This window comes from Spirosoma pollinicola, assembly GCF_002831565.1.
In the GTDB taxonomy this organism is placed as follows: Bacteria; Bacteroidota; Bacteroidia; order Cytophagales; family Spirosomataceae; genus Spirosoma; species Spirosoma pollinicola.
This window is the reverse complement of the sequence record NZ_CP025096.1, coordinates 3,066,492-3,084,233: the sequence shown is the minus strand read 5'-3', so window position 1 is coordinate 3,084,233 and position 17,742 is coordinate 3,066,492. Positions and strand designations below refer to the sequence as shown.

8 protein-coding genes are annotated in these 17,742 nt (G+C 48.2%); 5 read left to right on the top strand and 3 right to left on the bottom strand.

Features of this window, described 5'->3' with window-relative positions:
* Positions 1 to 65: 65 nt before the first annotated feature.
* Positions 66 to 4,391 carry an SdrD B-like domain-containing protein gene (locus CWM47_RS12870; protein ID WP_100988366.1) on the bottom strand — a complete coding sequence of 1,442 codons (4,326 nt, stop codon included), beginning with the start codon at positions 4,389 to 4,391 and terminating at the stop codon, positions 66 to 68.
* Between the two features lie 303 nt (positions 4,392 to 4,694).
* Entirely contained in the window at positions 4,695 to 6,575 is a 1,881-nt protein-coding gene (locus tag CWM47_RS12865; protein WP_100988365.1) for a sensor histidine kinase, read from the bottom strand.
* A 311-nt stretch (positions 6,576 to 6,886) separates the two neighbouring features.
* Here CWM47_RS12865 and CWM47_RS12860 point away from each other — a divergent pair, with 311 nt between their 5' ends.
* The gene (locus CWM47_RS12860) at positions 6,887 to 7,615 is read left to right on the top strand and encodes a LytR/AlgR family response regulator transcription factor (RefSeq protein WP_100988364.1); all 729 of its coding nucleotides are present in this window, start codon (positions 6,887 to 6,889) and stop codon (positions 7,613 to 7,615) included.
* Positions 7,616 to 7,733: 118 nt separating this feature from the next.
* Entirely contained in the window at positions 7,734 to 8,546 is an 813-nt protein-coding gene (locus CWM47_RS12855; RefSeq protein WP_100988363.1) for a helix-turn-helix transcriptional regulator, read from the top strand.
* A 167-nt stretch (positions 8,547 to 8,713) separates the two neighbouring features.
* On the opposite strand, the gene CWM47_RS12850 is transcribed toward CWM47_RS12855, so the two are convergent.
* Positions 8,714 to 9,982 carry a hypothetical protein gene (locus CWM47_RS12850; protein ID WP_100988362.1) on the bottom strand — a complete coding sequence of 423 codons (1,269 nt, stop codon included), beginning with the start codon at positions 9,980 to 9,982 and terminating at the stop codon, positions 8,714 to 8,716.
* A 580-nt stretch (positions 9,983 to 10,562) separates the two neighbouring features.
* Between CWM47_RS12850 and CWM47_RS12845 the strand changes: the two genes are divergently transcribed.
* The 3 genes from CWM47_RS12845 to CWM47_RS12835 all read left to right on the top strand — a co-directional run bounded on the left by CWM47_RS12845 (position 10,563) and on the right by CWM47_RS12835 (position 17,734).
* On the top strand, positions 10,563 to 13,745 hold the full coding sequence (locus CWM47_RS12845; protein ID WP_100988361.1) for a SusC/RagA family TonB-linked outer membrane protein: 3,183 nt from the start codon (positions 10,563 to 10,565) through the stop codon (positions 13,743 to 13,745).
* Between the two features lie 11 nt (positions 13,746 to 13,756).
* Positions 13,757 to 15,253 carry a RagB/SusD family nutrient uptake outer membrane protein gene (locus tag CWM47_RS12840; protein WP_100988360.1) on the top strand — a complete coding sequence of 499 codons (1,497 nt, stop codon included), beginning with the start codon at positions 13,757 to 13,759 and terminating at the stop codon, positions 15,251 to 15,253.
* Positions 15,254 to 15,370: 117 nt separating this feature from the next.
* On the top strand, positions 15,371 to 17,734 hold the full coding sequence (locus CWM47_RS12835) for a DUF1549 domain-containing protein (protein ID WP_240625886.1): 2,364 nt from the start codon (positions 15,371 to 15,373) through the stop codon (positions 17,732 to 17,734).
* Positions 17,735 to 17,742: the final 8 nt, after the last annotated feature.

Here is a 17,742-nt window from a genome sequence, read left to right as displayed (position 1 = left end):
AGTAACACGGCTCTTTATCGATGCACTAGGTTGCATCCATCAGTTTGCCCGCATTATCAGCGTTATTACCTTATGCGCAGAATCGTAAACGGCACACATTTGGCAGGTGGGCAGGCGCAACTGGTTTGCAGCAACGTCACCACTACATCCCGATAACAACCCAAACCACTGGTGATCCGTACTGTATACGTCTGGCCACTCACCGAAGTGGGGTTAGCCAGATTCGCCACTAACACACCACTGGCTGGCACAAGTGTGCTGATACTACCGGCAATAAGTTGAGCCGCATTGAAACTGCTGCCCAGCGATACCTGATAATGGTAGGTTGTGGTATCGTTTGCACTTAGCTTCCAGTTGATGACCAGAATCCGGCCATCCGCATTTGCCGTCGATGAATTACAGGTGGTTGCCTGAGCCTGAGCCTGATAATTCGCAATCGAATCTTCAACGATTATGACTGGGCAACAGGCACCATTGGGAAATTGGTCCAATGAATTGCCATTGGCAACTACCGAGTAACTACCGGCCTGAGTAGCGGTATAGGAACTCAAGGTCGCACCCGAAATAGCGATTCCATCACGGTACCATTGGTAGCTGCTTTGGCCAGTCGTCGTTGTTAATACGTAAGCGTAGTCCGAGCCTTTACATACGTGAATGGGTGGCTGGCAGGTGTACGTACAACTCTGGGGAGCAGTATAGGTCGTACTGGTGTTGCCACAACCACTTAAAATAGCCGTAATGGTATGGCTCGATCCGTCTGAGTTTAGGCCCGTGAGCGAGTAAGCCACCGAGGTTGCTGAATTGGAAATGCTCAGCGTTGTGCTGTTCATCCCATCTGTTAAGGTCAGCGTACCACCTGTTGTATTACTGGTCAGGCTAATCGTGCCGGTCACCGTATATGTATTTGTAGCCGTGGTACACTGGCCTGGTGTGGCCGTCACATGCATCGAGCAAACAGGGTTCATATCGATTTTTATCACATTCAGCGGGGCGCTAATCGTACAACCCTTACTGTCAGTAACCCGAATTGTTGTAGAGAAACTGCCTGCGTTAGTCGGTGTGCCGCTGATCAACCCCGTACTGGTATTGAGCGTCAAACCGGTTGGCAATAGTCCGCCTACCAGCGAGAAGCTATACGGTGCGGTTCCACCGGCAGCGGTTAGGCTGGCACTGTAAGGCTGACCGACCATGCCAATTGGTAAGCTGGTTGCCGTGAGTGTGACCGAGCAGGCGGTGCAGGCTACTGGCGCAGTGTACGTGACCGAAGTCATACCGCAGGCAGTGGCACTACTCATGACCGTTACCATATGGGTCAAGCCATCCGAATCCAGCCCTGTCAGCGTGTAACTCACCGGCCCGTTGCCCGTCAGGGTCACCACCGTGTAGGCACTGGCCACGCTGATGGTCAGCGACTGGTTGCCCGTGGTGTTGGTGGCCGATACGCTACCCGTCACCGTGTAGGTATTGGTCGCTGTGTTACAGGTCGTTAGCGTAGCCGTGGCCGTCATCGAGCAGACCGGCGCAACGCTGGTCATGATGGTCATCGGTTGGGCATCCGAGCAGGATCTGGCATCACTCACCGTGATGGTGAAGCTGCTGGCAGCGGCCGCTGTCGGCGTACCCGCGATCTCACCCGTTAGGGGGTTGAGCGTCAGCCCGGCGGGCAACGTACCCCGCACCGCGTAGGTGTAGGGAGCTGTGCCGCCACTGGCCGTCAGCGTCTGGCTATAAGCCGTACCCACCTGTCCGTTTGGCAAACTAGCCATGGTGATACTGGTCGAGCAGACTGTACAAGGAATGGGTGCTGTATAGGTGGCCGTGGCGGTTAAACCATTGAACGTACCTACCAGTGTGTGGCTGGCGGCATCGCTCACGCCCGTCACACTTAGGGTGGCCGTGGCCTGCCCTGCGGTTATAGAAATGGTACCGATGGTGGTGCCATTGTCAGTGATGGTCAGCGTACCCGCACTGGCGCTGGTCAGGCTTACCGTGGCCGTAGCTACATACGTATTGGTGGCTGAATTACAGACCGGCGCACTTGTCAGGGTAACGCTCATAGCCGGAGCCAGGTAGAAACCGGCATCCAGGGTTGGGTTGTTCTCACCCGAGGCTAGGGTTACACTCGCCGTAATGCCATTGACCGGATCAGAATCCACCGTTTTGTCGGTGCCCGATAGGGGCGTGGTGGCCGTGTAACCCACTGGCGTGGTGAAGCTGACGCTGTAAGGTACATCGGGGGTTAAACCTGTGAATCTGTACAAGCCCGAACTGTTGGTGGTGGTCGTGGCTATGACTGTACCGTTGCTCACAAGGGTAACGATCACACCCGGCATCGGACTTTCGCCCGCATCCTGCTGGCCGCTCTTGTTGGCATCCACGAAGACGAAGTCACCCAATGAAGCAGGCTTGTAGTAACCCATATCCACAGTGGTGTTGTTCTCGTTGGCTGTCAGCGTATACACACCCGTTAGACCTGTGACGGGATTACCGTCCGAATCCAGGGCATCATCGCTGCCCGTGTTCTGCGTCGTGGCCGTGAAGCCTGTCGGCGCGGTGAAGCTGACCGAGTAGGGCACACCCGGCGTTAAGCCCGTGAAGCTGTAGAGACCGCTGGCGTTGGTGGTAGTGTTAGCCACTAATGTACCCGAGGAAAGTAGGGTGACCGTTACACCGGCAATGGGTTTGTCGGTGGGTTCCTGAATACCGTTAGCGTTCACGTCTTCAAACACATAATCACCTAAGCTGGCAGTCAACAGATAGAAACCCGCATCAAGGGTTGGGTTATTCTCGCCTACTGCTAATGTTACCGATTGGGTTTTACCTGTGGTCGGATCGGCATCCGAGTCCTTGGTATCATCCGAACCGGCGTTTTGCGCGGTAGCCGTGTAACCACTGGGGGCAGTAAAACCAACCACATAGCTATTGGATGTGCCAGGGGTCAAGCCCGTGAAACTGTAAAGGCCCGATACATCGGTCACGGTCGTTGCCGAAGCTACTCCGTTGGTATAGAGCGTAGCGGTCACTCCTGAAATTGGCGTGTCGCCCGTATCCTGGATGCCATTCTTATTGGTATCCAGGAATACATAGTCGCCTAAGCTTGCTATGGGGCACTTGAAGGTGCCGCACACGAAAGCAATGCCCTTGCCCAGCACACCGGGCACGTTCGGGATGTAGCTGCTGAAGCTGCTCGTACTCACATCGAACTTCATCACGCAGGGACCAACGAAGGTGGCAATGTAGAGGTTGCCGTCGGGCCCAATGGCCAGATCATAAGCCTGCATACTGCCGCTCGCCGGACTCAACGAGGCTGGTGCGGCAAAGGTGCCCAGCACGCTGCCCGAGCCCGTCAGGTGAATCAGCCGCCCGTTCAAGGTAGCCGCCCATAAGGTAGCATCGGGAGCGAAGGTCAGGCCCAGGATTTCGTCATCCTGAATCGTATCCGTATAAATCGGGGTTGGAGTGCCCGACAGGTTGGCAGGCAGGGAGAGAATCTGGTCGAAGATGTAGGGGAAAGCCCGGTAGCCCCCGCTCACATAGACGGCCCCGGTAGTCGGATCGACTGCGATTCCCCACAACTGGCCATTGGTACCGATGAAGTCGGCCGTCGGCCGGGAGGCCAGGATAGCGCCCGTGGCCACATCGACCTGCAGCACCCCAATGGTGCTGGTGCCCGCGTTGCGGACCGCTATGTAAAGCGAGGCCTGGTCCCTGGACAAGGCCACATCGTAGAGCCCGTCGGTGGTGGGGTAGGTGTAGGTCGTCGTGAAGGTTCCCAGCGCGTAGTCATAGACGCGGACACTTTTATCATTGACTATATAGGCAAGGTTACGGACCGGGTCGACGGCGATACCGTCATTGCCCGAGTTCTGGCCTAACGAGCAAGTTCCCGTTGGCATCTGCCCCGCTCCGGCTGGATTGGGGAAGGGAAAGGCCGTGGTGGTTCGTTCGGTGAAGGATGCGTTGAAGTCCGAAACCAGCATCGTAGCACTGGAGCACGCATAACTGTAGCTTACGGGGCTTTGCGCCTGCGCCTGCTCGGGTATCATCAGCGTACAAAAGGCAATAAATAGTAGCGGGAGAACCGTTAGTACCCCCCATCTGCCTGTTCGGATAGAGTCAACCGGATAAGCGACAAAGTTCAGCCCACTCATCAGCCAATTCGTTTCGGGCTGTTCGTCTGTCCACCGCGACCGGAGGAAACACATGGCCCGTTGCCAGAAGTTAAGACGCTGGATGTGGAATGGTTTTGGCTGCAGGGTACTCCTGGCAAACACCAGAAAACGGGTTGCTACCTGCTCGTGCAGATTCAACAGCCGGTATAGCCATGCCACAAACACATGAAAAAGGTGGTGGGCTGTCCGGGTTAGGTATATAGATAAATATTTTTCCATCCTGACAAATAATTAGGGATTCATTTGTCAGATGTTTAGCAAGAGTCAAACCACCCAATTTGCTAGAACGTCATATAACTTACCATTTTGGTTATATGGTGGATATGAGCTTAACGTTGTAGCTACGGAAATGCTCTAGAATGGACAAGGGGCTGTTATGGTGATCACGTAGCCCCTTGCTTTAAGCAGTAAACTCAAGAAAAATGCCCTTTGCAAATTTTGGGCCGGATAGTGTGCTAAAAAGTCAAATTATGTATATAAGCAGGTAATAGATAGCCAAGTTATAACAGCCGGGCACGCTTTTTAACGTTGTTCCAGGATTAGACTAAAACAGGAACCAACACCTACTTCACTGGTTACTCTAATGGATGCCTGACTTTTTTTAGCAAACGAGGCCATTAGAATAATACCCAATCCCAGGCCATGATCGCCTACATCGGGCTTCACTTGTCCTATAAACACCTGTTGAATAAAGGCCAGTTTATCGGCGGATATACCCCGACCAGAATCTTTTATATTAATTGCTACCTGCTTTGTGTTGTCTAGCTTCTCGACAAATAACCTGATTGCACCACCACTATCCGTGTTCTTTTTTGCATTATCGATCATGTTCCGGATAATGGTCGAGAGGGCTTTTGGATCGGTGAACACCTTCAGCTCGGTCGGTATGTCAATCGACATGAGTATTTGCTTGATGTCGGTTAAAGGTTTAGCGGTTTCATACAACTTTTCCACAAGAGGGCTTATATCAATTGCCTGAGGTTTGCTTATGAGACCATAGTTATTCGATTCGCCCCATTCGAGCATGTTGGCCAGCAGGAGTTGGGTTTGACTGCTAACTGTTTCGATCTGATTGGTAACCTTGATGAGGTCGGTCGTGCGGTTGTTTTTGACCAGAAAACTAACCACAGCCCCAATATCGGTGAGGGTTGTAATAGGTTCACGCAGATCATGAGCCACCAGCGTATAAAACTGGTCCCGGTGTGTCATAAGCTCCTTAATCCGACGATTCGCCAAACGGAGACGAATAAGGGCAAAACCAATCAATAACAGAAAAATAAGGCCACTGCCTAAATAAAAAAACAAGCGTCGTTTCTCTTGCTGTAGTTGCTGATTTTCCTGCTCTTTTTGATCGGTCTGGTACTTAGTTTGTAGATCCAGAAAAGCAGTAGCCTTTAGTTTTTCGGTATTGATGGCGGTCAGGCTGTCTTCGCTATTTCTACTGGCCCACGCTGCTTCGTAGCGCTTGTTTTTATAGAGCACCGTTGCCAGATGATTATAAATTTTTAGCAGCATTACCGTGTTTTTATCCTTATATAAATGGAAAAAGTCAAGTGCTTTAGTTGCGTAAAGTTCAGCATTTTTGTAGTCGTTGTTTTCCAGGTATCTATTCGATAAATTAAAATTATTGATAGTCGCGGTACTGTTATCGCCTATAGCATACAGTTTCAGATATAAGGCTAATGATTTTTTATACTGTTTAAAGACGCTGTATAAATTGCCCATATTTCCATAGAAACTAGTTCGCTGATACTCATATTGGACGTTTTTGTCAATGAGCGCGATGGCTTCGGTAAAGGCTTTTTCACCCAGGGCAAGGCTCTCATCGCCATACAAATCACGACCGTAAGCCAGTACCGCCCGTGCGCGAATCAGTTTATCGAGCCCAAAACTGGATTGACTGCCCAGGGTCATTAACTTATTATAATAGCTCACCATATTCTGTCGATGTCTGTCAACGGCGTCAATCGTGTTAAGGTCCAGAAGATGAGAATAGCAATTCATCATGCCTGTTGTGTCCTGGGTTCGTTCAAAATAAGCAGCGGCTGCCAGCCCAAGCCTGGCTGACTCTTCTACATCGTCTGACCGTATAATTCGGGCTTTCATAAACTGGTACATAGCTGCCCCTAAGAGGTCATGCTGTTGGTGAGACAGTATTCTTATCGATTCCAAATCCTTGTTAACGGCTGTAGACCGGAAGAGTCGGGCACGCTCCAGCAAAATAAGCCCCTGCAAATATCGGGTAGGGCTGTTTTTGGTGGCGTAAACTACTTTTTCGAGGCTATCCAGGTTTGTCAGAACAGGATAATTTCTAAACTGCCTGTGTTGTATAGCTTGTCCTGAAACGCTTAGTGTATACAACAGGAACATAAGCAAGTACTTGTAAACGGAAAAAGAAGGCATAATTTGGTAGATAAAATTACGGTTTCAAAGGTTAACTGGCATTTCAACCTTGTAAAGCTAATTATGATAGGCTGAGCACCGCTTATACCCAAAAATGTGCAATAAGTCTATAAATTTACGTCAAATATATTAATAATAAGTATACATAATTTTAATAAATATTTATTGAAAGGTATCTGTCCCGCCATAATGTACAGTAGCATTAGTTAAAAAGTCATTGTAATTGTCAAAAAAGTTTTTTTACCCGATTTATATTAAATATATATACTTTTACGCCTAATGAGTCTTTGTTTATATATAGTATAGCTAAAATGGTTAGTATAAATATTCTGCTATTTGAAGACGATCCTGTTGATCGCATTAAGGTAGAGATAATGGTATCGGAGATGATTTCCGATCGGTATGAATACCATTTGATACGGGTTGTTGACCAATTAGACGATCTATTGGCCTATCTTAAGACAAACCGGGTCGATCTTATTTTGTCAGATATATTTATTCAGAAAAAAGCGGTTGGAATCGAGTTACTAAAATCTCTGAAGCAGTCTACTATACCTATTATCTTACTGACTAATTCTCATGAGAAAGAAATCTTCCTACAGGCGCAACACCAGCGCAGCGTTCACTATCTGATAAAGCCTTTTCATCAATTTTCTTTACATTCAATAATTGAACAAACTCTAGATGCCAATCTGGCCAGCAAGCGGTATTCTTTTCTTGATCGGAATTACTTATACTTAAGCCATAAAACAGGTCAATACAAGCAAGTATTCTTCGAAGAAATTGTTTTCGTAGAAGCAGAAAGAACCCATTGTTTTATTCATACCATTGGTAAAAAGTTTGTTTTAAAAATATCGTTGACTAAATTATTGTTAGATAAATTAGACACTAGTTTTATTCGTATTCACAACAAATATGCTGTTAATAAGCAATATATAAAACAGTTTGAAAATGATACTGTACAATTAATTGGTAGTTCTTGCTTGCCTATTGGTAGAAGTTATAAAAACATCGTGACCAATTTTATAAAAAATAAATAGAGGCCCTTGCTGCTATTTGTATCTGAAAAAGAGCCGTTTGTATCTAATAACGGCAAAGAATCGTCAAAAGGTATTTCAGTAAGTTCCAAATTGGTCTAACCGTACACGTTATATACCAATGATTGGAGCAATGATTTTTCTGAAATTTAGATTTTTTGACAGGGCAAATCCAATACAGTCTGCTGATTATAAGTGGCTTATCGATGAGTGTTTCTGGGATTTTAGCTCGAATTCGACGTTTGTTGGGAGTCTAAACGAACAGGAGGAAGAATGGAATGCTATTGTGAACACCCTTACTAGAGAAGTAAATGGCAGTTATTTACTTTTAGGGGTTGTAGCAGACCAATCTCCCTTTATTGGTGCTGCTATAAACCTTGAGTGGCTATGTACGCAAATTGATAGCCTGGAAACTATAAAACAAAAAGTTAGTGCCGTTGCTGATAACTGGTTGTCTGAATCAAGTATTTTTAAATTAAAATATAGATTATTTCAGCAAGAGTATTTTATGACGACACAAAAGCAACTTCTGAAAAAGAACTACTTTTTTCAATTTTTATATGATTTTATCGTAGATATTCAGATAAACAAAGTTTTTAAGGAACCTCAGAATTTTAAAATAGTTGAGTTTAGGAAAATTCAGGAGATAGAGAAGGAATTGGTGAAGAATATTGAAATTCCGATTATACCCGTTAGAGAAATGGCGAGGATGGCAGGTATGAGCGTAAGTAAATTCAAGCTTTTATTTTTTGAGATATACGGCGAAAGCCCCCATCAATATATTCTCGATAAAAAACTTCTATATGCCCGCAAATTGCTTCAGACAGGCCAATACTCGATTACGCAAATAGCTTATAAACTAGGCTACAATCATCCGTCAGGATTTACACGTATTTATAAGAAAAAATTCAATTCTCCGCCAAGTGAGATTTAAGTTGGTATTTAACCCGTTTAAGCGTTTATTTTTCAAGTAAAATCAGGTGGTTTCGGCATATCACTCGTGATGAACGGCACCCTATAAACGCAACGGACTAACTCTATAAGTCAGCCCGTTTTTGATTCAATTAACTACGAGTCCAACGTCAGCCGTTTTTAGGGCGCTCAAGAAAATTCAAGCGGCTGGTCGTTCGGTACCGTCAATTGTGCGGCCAAATCGGTTAGTCGATTCTGCATCATATTTTTCAACGCCTGCCAGCCCGTATTCCATCGGCGAATTACGTTGACCTCCCGAACCAGAGCAGGCTCTTTGGGTAGGTTGGGCTGTTCGTAATACTCGGGCATCCGGGAGGTCATCTGGCTGACAACGTCGTCAATAGATCCATTCAGGATCAAATCAGCATCTGCTTTCACCAGTTGGATAAGCGCCCGGCACATCGACGCCGTGTAGAACGCACAGTCAATATCCTGATGGCGAACGGGTACGCCATCGTGCAAACGCTGGAGTTTGACGCCACCATCTTCCAGCCGATCCGAAGCGGGTGCCTGACCGTCAGGTTGCGGAAAAACCGCGTCTATCTTATGCTTGAACTTATCCCACCAGGGTGGCTGCTGACCCGGTTTTAAGGTATCGCAAAAAATGATGCGTTGCGGCAACGTGGGTTGCTGAGGATTCATAATTAGTAAAGCCGCCCCCAGATGCCGATCATCGGCAGCATGGCGTCGCTGAATAACAAAGCAATGGGGCTGCGTAGCGCTTTCTTCGTTCAATTGCTCGGCCATGGCTTTTACCCGCCGTAGCGAATCGTCCATATAGCCTTCAGTAATGACATGGACGGGCAGTTCAGCCGGTACTATGGCTTCCCAGCGCAGTTGATGGGCTAAAATGGTCAAGGCCGTGCTATCGGTACGGCGTGTACCGAAATAGACGCCAATGTCTTCTCTGGGCGGCTCGCCGTTGGCATCGGTGTGGTGGATCGTATCGCCGTGCGTGCCCTGTCGGCTGAGGGGGCTGTAGCGAAACGGCACTTCCAATTGCTCACGCTGAGCGGCTATATTGTATATACGTTTTTCGAACTGGGCCAGAAGAGGCTCATACGCATCATTCTGAAAATAGACTTCGTCGATAGGCCGCAGCAAATGGCGAGCTATATGTTCCTGTTCGAGCAGTCGCTCAAAAGCATCCTCCCGGTGTTTAAAGAAAGTCCGTAGCGCTCCCTGTTCCACAAATTCCTCGACATCACCTCCATCACCTTCCGGGCTCTTGGTCGATACGGTTCCTTGCTCGATCCAATCGCGCAGGAACTGCTTAACCGCCAGATCAAAGGACGTGTTGGCCGCTTCGGCCTGTTCTATTGTGTAGTTTGTCTGCTGGATGTTGAGTTTGTGAATGGGGCTTTTCTGGTCAAAAAATATCCCCGAGGCTATGGTCATTGACTGATATAAATTAGAACGGTGGTTAAGATGGCACATCGCTTTTCTTGCCAACAGATGCGTATGCTATCCGAAGGCTAAACTAGCGATTTTTAGATTGGTTACCAAAAGGGAGGACTGCTTAACAAATAACGCTATTGATTAGTGAGAAGTTTCTATCGATAAAGCTATTTTTTGTTTCATTAAACGTGTATTTGATTTTGGTATAGTAATATGGTTTTTAACTGCTTGTAATGCGTCGTGTCTTAGTTGGCCGCCTTCCATCTTATAATTCACCCCATTGTTCCAAGTGGAAAGAAGCTAATAACGAACAGGCAGATACCCATGATTCAGGTTGAGATACTGAACCGTTTTGGTATACGCAAATTAGTAAAAATAGATGTCATTCTATTCATCACTTACAGTTGACTTCTTGTGACTTAAATTATATTATTTCTTATTAACTAAATAGATTTATTAAAAATATGTTAAAAAAATAGGTATGTGTGGGAAAGTTAGCTTCCCATACGCTGTAATATTTGGTCATAAAATAGTCTATTTTCAAGCAATTCGAGTGCCTCAACCCTTAAACGTTAATGCTATGAAGAAGCTTTATCAAGTAGTTTCATTTAGTATTTTGGTCGGCAGTTTTTCTGGCTTTGTCTACGGGCAGGGGACGGATACACGGAGAGTTAATACATCATCCAGCGCATCTCAGTTGATTACGCTGAATCATTCAGAACGTCAGGCTACACACGTGACCTCAAGATTTGCCGAGGTAATCGTGGCGGGAAAAGTGATTGATGAGAAAGGTGCCGGGTTGCCGGGCGTAAGTGTAGTCGTAAAAGGAACAACGCAGGGCTCAACCACCGATGGAGAGGGACGCTATCGTATCTCGGCACCCAACGCCAATGCTACCCTGGTTTTTAGTTTTGTTGGTTACCAGAAACAGGAAATTCTGGTAGGGAATCAGACGTCGCTGACCGTTACGCTGCTACCGGATGACCAAACGCTGAATGAAGTGGTGGTAGTAGGCTACGGTTCGCAACGCCGACAGGATATTACCTCGGCGGTATCAGTCATCAACATGAAAGATATTGGCGAACAACCTGCCAACAACCCGAACCAGATTCTTCAGGGACGTGCGCCGGGAGTTGTTGTCAAACAAAAAAGCGGTACGCCGGGTGGTGCTTTTGAGGTACGTGTTCGGGGTATTGGCTCACTGGGGGCTGGTAGTAATCCGCTCTATGTTATCGACGGGTTCGCCGTGGGTACGTCGGTCGGACAAAACTTAAATCCAAACGATATAGAAAGTGTAACAGTCCTGAAAGATGCCGCATCTACGGCTATTTACGGTGCCAGAGGGTCGAATGGTGTGGTACTCATCACCACAAAACAGGCCAAAGATGGAAAAGTGAACGTCAATCTGTCGATGGATTATGGTATTCAGAGCGTTCCCAATTCCCGTCGGGTAAAAATGCTGAACGGGGTGGAGTTCGCTCAATTCAAAAAAGACATTTTCATGGATCAGATCCGTATTCTTCAGAATCGGGAGCCTGCCGAAAGTGAAGTACCCATCGGGTATCGGTTTCCGGAACAGACCAAGTATTCGACAGATTGGTTCGGCCTTATCATGCGCGACAATGCACCCTATTCCGATCTTAATTTAACGGTTTCGTCGGGGGCCGGGCCTATCAAATCGTTATTGTCGGTGGGGTATTATAAGGAAGACGGGATCATTAAAAAAACGAATTACGACCGTATTTCCGTTCGCTCCAATCTGGGCGGACAGATCAATAAATTTATCAATGTCGGTCTGAATATCAACGGGACCTATACCCGGCAAAACCTGGCGAATACCGATGGCCGTAGCGCCCTCGTAGGAGGTGCCTTGTTGATGGACCCCCGCGCTACACCCTACAATCCTGATGGCTCACTTGTGCCCTACATAAACGGCGTCGATGGTGTATTTGGGTTTCCTAATCCGCTATTTGTACTGGAAAATGTGTATCGGAAGCGGAACATCGCCGATTTGCTGACGAATGGGTTTATTGAACTTTCCTTCCTTCGGAATTTCAAGTTTAGAACGTCTGCGAATGTCAAACTCAATAACAATACATTCAAGGAGTACATCCCCTCCACTATTGGCAACCCGGTAGCATCCGGAACGGCGGGTGCTCCTCCACGGATCGCTACCGAAACCGATAATACAGAAGAACTGACCAACTATTCGCTGGATCAGTTACTGACCTACAAACCCCAGCTATCAGCGAACCATAGTCTGGATGTGCTGCTTGGCTACACCGCTCAACAGGAGAAAGTTCGCGGGTTTACGGGCACTGGCAATACCTACCCCGATGACCTGGTGCCTTACCTTGGCTCTGCTTCCATTCGGTCGGCTACGTCCTACGAGTTTGGCTGGAGTATGCTGGCTTTACTCAGTCGGGTCAACTATGCTTACAAGGACAAATACCTGTTTTCGGCTTCGTATCGGCGGGAGGGGAGTTCGCGTTTTGGGGCCAAGAACAAGTACGGCGATTTTCCGGCGGCTTCTATTGGCTGGCGGCTTACAGAAGAGTCCTTTATGCCGAAAACAGCCTGGTTGAGCGATCTTAAACTACGGGCAAGTTGGGGTGTAACGGGCAATAATGACATTGGTAACTACCCGAGCCTGGCATTCGTAGGCGCTAACAACTACATATTGGGCAATGCATTTTCGGCGGGTAAAGTCGTTAGCTCCTTTGCCAATTCGGAGTTGAAATGGGAAAAATCGAATCAACTGGATATTGGAATGGACTTGGCTCTGTTCAACAGCAAGTTGATTTTTAACATCGAGTATTATAAGAAGATTACCAACGATATGCTTTTGCCGGTGTCCATCCCGTCGGTTTCGGGCTTTACAACCAGCCTGGCTAATATTGGTAAAGTGGAGAATCACGGCGTTGAAATTGGCGGGGAATTTCGAACGACCATCGGGCAGGTCAATTTCCGCACCAATGCCAACATCAGTTTCAACCGAAATCGGATTCTGGCCATTAAAGGAGCCAGCGACGCACTGTATTATGGTAGTTTTTATGGCGGCTACAATGTGCAGAAAGTGGGTCGCCCGGTGGGCATGATTTACGGCTACAACAAATTGGGTATTTTCAATACACAAGCTGAAATCGACGCAGCGCCCAAACAGGACGGCGTCATTCCTGGCGGTATGAAATTCGAGGATACCAACCGCGATGGGGTTATTTCCTACGATACGCAGGATATGGTCGAAATAGGCAATCCAAATCCGGCATTTACCTGGGCCTGGACGTTTGCCGCCGATTATAAAAAGTTCGACTTAAATCTTATGTTTCTTGGCGCTCAGGACTTTGACATCTACCGAAATATCGAAGCCTCAACTATGAATATGGATGGCGTATTCAATGTGCTGGACAAAGCAAAAGATCGCTGGCGGTCGGCAAGTAATCCCGGCACAAACCCGGCTGATGTGCATTCGCAGGGTGGAACGAGCTATTTCAAATGGTCGCGGGAGAGCAGCAATCGCTATGTGTATGATGGCAGCTATGTCTGGCTGAAAACCATTACGATTGGCTATAACTTTCCAAAGTTCAAGTCGATTCTGAGCAACGCCCGGGTTTTCGTGACGGGCAACAACTTGATCATGTTCACCAAATATCCGGGCAATAATCCAGATGCGGGCGTACGAAGCACAACCGAACCGAACAATGACGACGAGTCATATCCGGTTCCCAGAACGTTTGCTACGGGTATAAAACTCAACTTCTAATCGACACGAATATGAAAAATAGACTTCTTATCGGAACCCTTTTCCTTTGCTTCTGTCAGCTTTCGTGCAACGATGATTTACTGGTTACTACCGACCCGACGCGGATTGGTACCGACCTGTTCTATAAAAACGAAACCCAGTTTTTACAGGCGTTAAGTGGCGTTTATGGCCAGTTGCAGGGTATTACAGGCGCGGCCTATATTTTTCAGGAGTTCCCCTCCGACAATACAACGCTCGATTTCAACCCGCTCGACCGGGGCGGGGCTGCCGGTTGGGAAGCGTTTGAGTTTTCGACCGTCAATCAGGGTAATGGCGAAATTGCCAACGTATGGAACCTGTATTATTCGGCGCTCTACAACACGAACTACACGCTGGAAAAACTGACAGGCAGTTCGCTCGATGCCTCTGTGAAAGCACCCATCGAAGGGCAGTTGAAGTTTCTGCGAGCCTACTTCTATTTTAATCTGGTTCAGTATTTTGGCGATGTTGTGCTGGTTACGTCGACCCTGGACAAACCCGACCAGGCGTTTGACCTGATTCGATCTCCCCAAGCCAATGTATGGGCGCAGATCGAGAAAGATTTGAAGGAAGCCGTTACGTTGCTGCCCGCTACATACCCTGCTTCGCAGACAGGACGCGCCACAAAAGGAGCTGCTTTAGGTCTATTAGGCAAGACGTATCTGACACAGAAAAAATACGCCGATGCCGTAACAACCCTCAAGCAGATAACGGGCTACTCGCTCAATCCGGTCTATGCCGACAATTTCAATACCGCTAAAAAGAACGGCCCCGAATCAATTTTCGAAATTCAGTATCAGGGCGGCAATGATCTGGGCGAGTGGAGCAGTTTTGCTTACACATTTGCACCCCGGCTATCGGCAGGGGCGGTAACCGGATTTGCCAACACAACGCCGGGCGGACGGAACATTCCAACCAACGACCTGATTGCGGCCTACGAACCCGGCGATCTGCGGAAAGATGCCTCATTAAAAACCAGTTACACGCTGAACGGTACGGTGGTTCCTATTCCGTATGTGATTAAATTCACCCATACACACACCATTACAGGCCGCACTGACGATAACTGGCCAGTGCTTCGATATGCCGATGTGTTGCTGATGCTGGCCGAAGCCATCAATGAGCAGTCGGGTCCAACCGCCGAAGCGTTTGGCTACCTGAATCAGATACGCACACGGGCGGGACTTAAGGAGCTAACGGGCCTCGACAAAGCAGCCTTTAAAACGGCTGTTCTGAAAGAACGACGGGTTGAACTGGCGTTCGAAAACCAGCGGTGGTTTGACCTGAAGCGTACCATGACGCCAGCCGAACTAGCCGCTTTCATGAACGCATACGGCGCTAAGGAAAAGGCGAAACCAACAGTAGATCGAGGTGGAATCGCGTTTAATGCGCAGGATTATGTGTTCAGCGATTATGAGTACTTTTTCCCGATACCGGCTCCGCAAATTTTGATAAATAGCAAGCTGACTCAAAACGCCGGGTACCAATAAATAAGCTAAGCCATTCATTTATAGGCACCTTTCTGTACTAATCTCCGTTGTATAACGGAGATTAGTACAGGCAAAACATTAAAAAATAATATTCACGACTCATTTCATCAATACGTAGTGATACTAACTGAATCGTTTTGGCTCTGGCAGTTCCTGGGCCGTTTACATCCATTAATCGTCCATTTTCCGGTTGGTTTGCTGTGCATTGCCCTGTTGCTCGAAGCGGTTGGGTGGTTCCGAAAATCGACCGATATGCAGGCTGGTATTCGGGCAATGGTCTGGATTGGTGCCATCAGTTCTGTGGTGGCTGCAGCGTTGGGTCTTGTTTTGGTCAATCAGGACGATTACGGCGGAGATACCGTAACCATCCACCAATGGTCGGGGCTGGCAACGATGACCCTGGCCCTACTGACCGTACTTGCCCTGCGCTCCGGGCGAATCGAACTGTATAGGGGACTGCTCATTGCTACCGTTCTGGGCGTTAGCCTTGCCGGTCATTTTGGCGCCATGCTCACCCACGGCGACGACTACCTGAGTAGTGTGCTGCCCTTTGGCAAGGGTTCGGGGAGTCCTACTGGCAGTGGATCGCAGTTTGCTTTTGCCAGTGCAACCACCGCAAACCAGCCGCTGGACGATAAGCAGATTGGCGAACTGAATCTGGAAGTGCGCTCCATTCTGGCGCACAACTGCTATAGTTGCCATAGCGCCACCAAAACCAAAGGCGGTTTACGACTGGATAAGAAAGAATTTGTGATGAAGGGAGGAGAAGATGGCGAGATTCTGGTAGCGGGCCATCCCGAAAAGAGCGATATAATCCGTCGTATTAAACTCCCGGCGGGCCACGAAGATGCGATGCCCACCAAAGGCAAGCGCCTGACCGACCATGATATTGCCCTGCTCGAATTCTGGATTCAACAGGGTGCGCCCTGGCCGAGTGGTCCCGAAAAAAGTATTTACCGCGTAGCCGAACTGGCCCCGCGTCTACCCGCCCTGCCCGATGCGACAGCCGATATTACGAACCCTGTTGACCGCTTCGTGAACGTCTATTTTCAACAACATAAACTGACATGGAAAAACCTGGTTGACGATCGTACTTACATGCGCCGAGTGTATCTGGATGTAGTGGGTTTGTTGCCAACGCCCGCAACACTAAAAGCTTTCGAAACCGATACGCGGCCTGATAAACGGGAGCTTCTGGTTAAGGAACTGCTCAATCGAAATACCGATTACGCCCAGCATTGGCTCACTTTCTGGAATGATGCGCTCCGCAACGATTATACCGGTACCGGCTACATCACGGGTGGGCGGCACGACATTACGAGTTGGCTTTATACGTCACTGAAAGCCAATAAGCCTTATAATCAGTTTGTTCGGGAGTTGGTTAGCCCTACCAAAGCGTCGGCTGGTTTCATTAAAGGAATCAAATGGCGCGGCACGATCAACTCAAGCCAGCGAACCGAAATGCAGGCGGCCCAGAATGTGTCGCAGGTATTGCTGGGGCTGAACCTGAAATGTGCGTCGTGCCACGACAGCTTCATCAGCGACTGGAAACTGGCCGATGCCTACGCTTTTGCCAATGTCTTTGCCGATACAACGCTGGAAATCAACCGTTGCGATAAACCCACTGGCAAAATGGCCGGAACCCGAATTATTTTTGAGAAACTGGGAACGATCAATGGAAAGGCAACAACCAAAGAGCGCCTGAAGGAACTGGCTGATTTTATGGTTCAGCCTCAAGATGGTCGTCTGTATCGTACGGTTGTCAATCGGATTTGGGCGCAGGTGATGGGCCGGGGTATTATCGAGCCTGTCGATGTGATGGACAACGATCCCTGGAGTCAGGATTTACTCGATTGGCTGGCCTCCGACTTCGTGACCAATGGCTATGACATCAAGAAGCTGATGTTTACTATTCTAACCTCAAAAACATACCAGTTGCCTTCGGTTGGCCTTAAAGATGCCGATCTGATTACATCACCCAAATTTGTTTTTCAAGGCATGGTTCGTCGTAGGCTCACAGCCGAGCAATTTGCCGATGCGGTAAGTCTGGCGTTCAGCCCGATCTACGTGGATACATCCATTGTTAAGGAACAGTTTCCCAAAAATATAAAGAGAGAAGTGCCGTTTCCGAGGGCATCTTTAGTGAAAAACGATCCATTCCTAACGGCGTTGGGTCGCCCGAATCGCGAAACGGTCAGCACCAGCCGATCGTCGCAGGCCAACCTGTTGCAGGCATTGGAACTGACCAACGGCGAGAAATTCAACGATGCCCTCAAGCGAGGTGCCCAGGCATGGAAAGCGACCTACCCAACAACGGATGTTCTGGTGAAAAACCTGTATTGGAAAGCGTTAGGCCGGGAGCCTAAGCCCAAAGAAATGGCTGTTGCCCAGAAAATAGTGGGCAAAAATCCCACTACCGAGGGCATTCAGGATCTGGTTTGGGCCATTAGCCTGCACCCCGAGTTTCAACTGATTTATTGAAGTTCGAT

Coding starts and splice junctions, on each gene's coding strand:
- CWM47_RS12850 (WP_100988362.1), bottom strand. CDS start 9,982: ATGACCATAGCCTCGGGGATATTTTTTGACCAGAAAAGCCCCATTCAC.
- CWM47_RS12855 (WP_100988363.1), top strand. CDS start 7,734: ATGATTGGAGCAATGATTTTTCTGAAATTTAGATTTTTTGACAGGGCA.
- CWM47_RS12845 (WP_100988361.1), top strand. CDS start 10,563: ATGAAGAAGCTTTATCAAGTAGTTTCATTTAGTATTTTGGTCGGCAGT.
- CWM47_RS12860 (WP_100988364.1), top strand. CDS start 6,887: ATGGTTAGTATAAATATTCTGCTATTTGAAGACGATCCTGTTGATCGC.
- CWM47_RS12870 (WP_100988366.1), bottom strand. CDS start 4,391: ATGGAAAAATATTTATCTATATACCTAACCCGGACAGCCCACCACCTT.
- CWM47_RS12865 (WP_100988365.1), bottom strand. CDS start 6,575: ATGCCTTCTTTTTCCGTTTACAAGTACTTGCTTATGTTCCTGTTGTAT.
- CWM47_RS12840 (WP_100988360.1), top strand. CDS start 13,757: ATGAAAAATAGACTTCTTATCGGAACCCTTTTCCTTTGCTTCTGTCAG.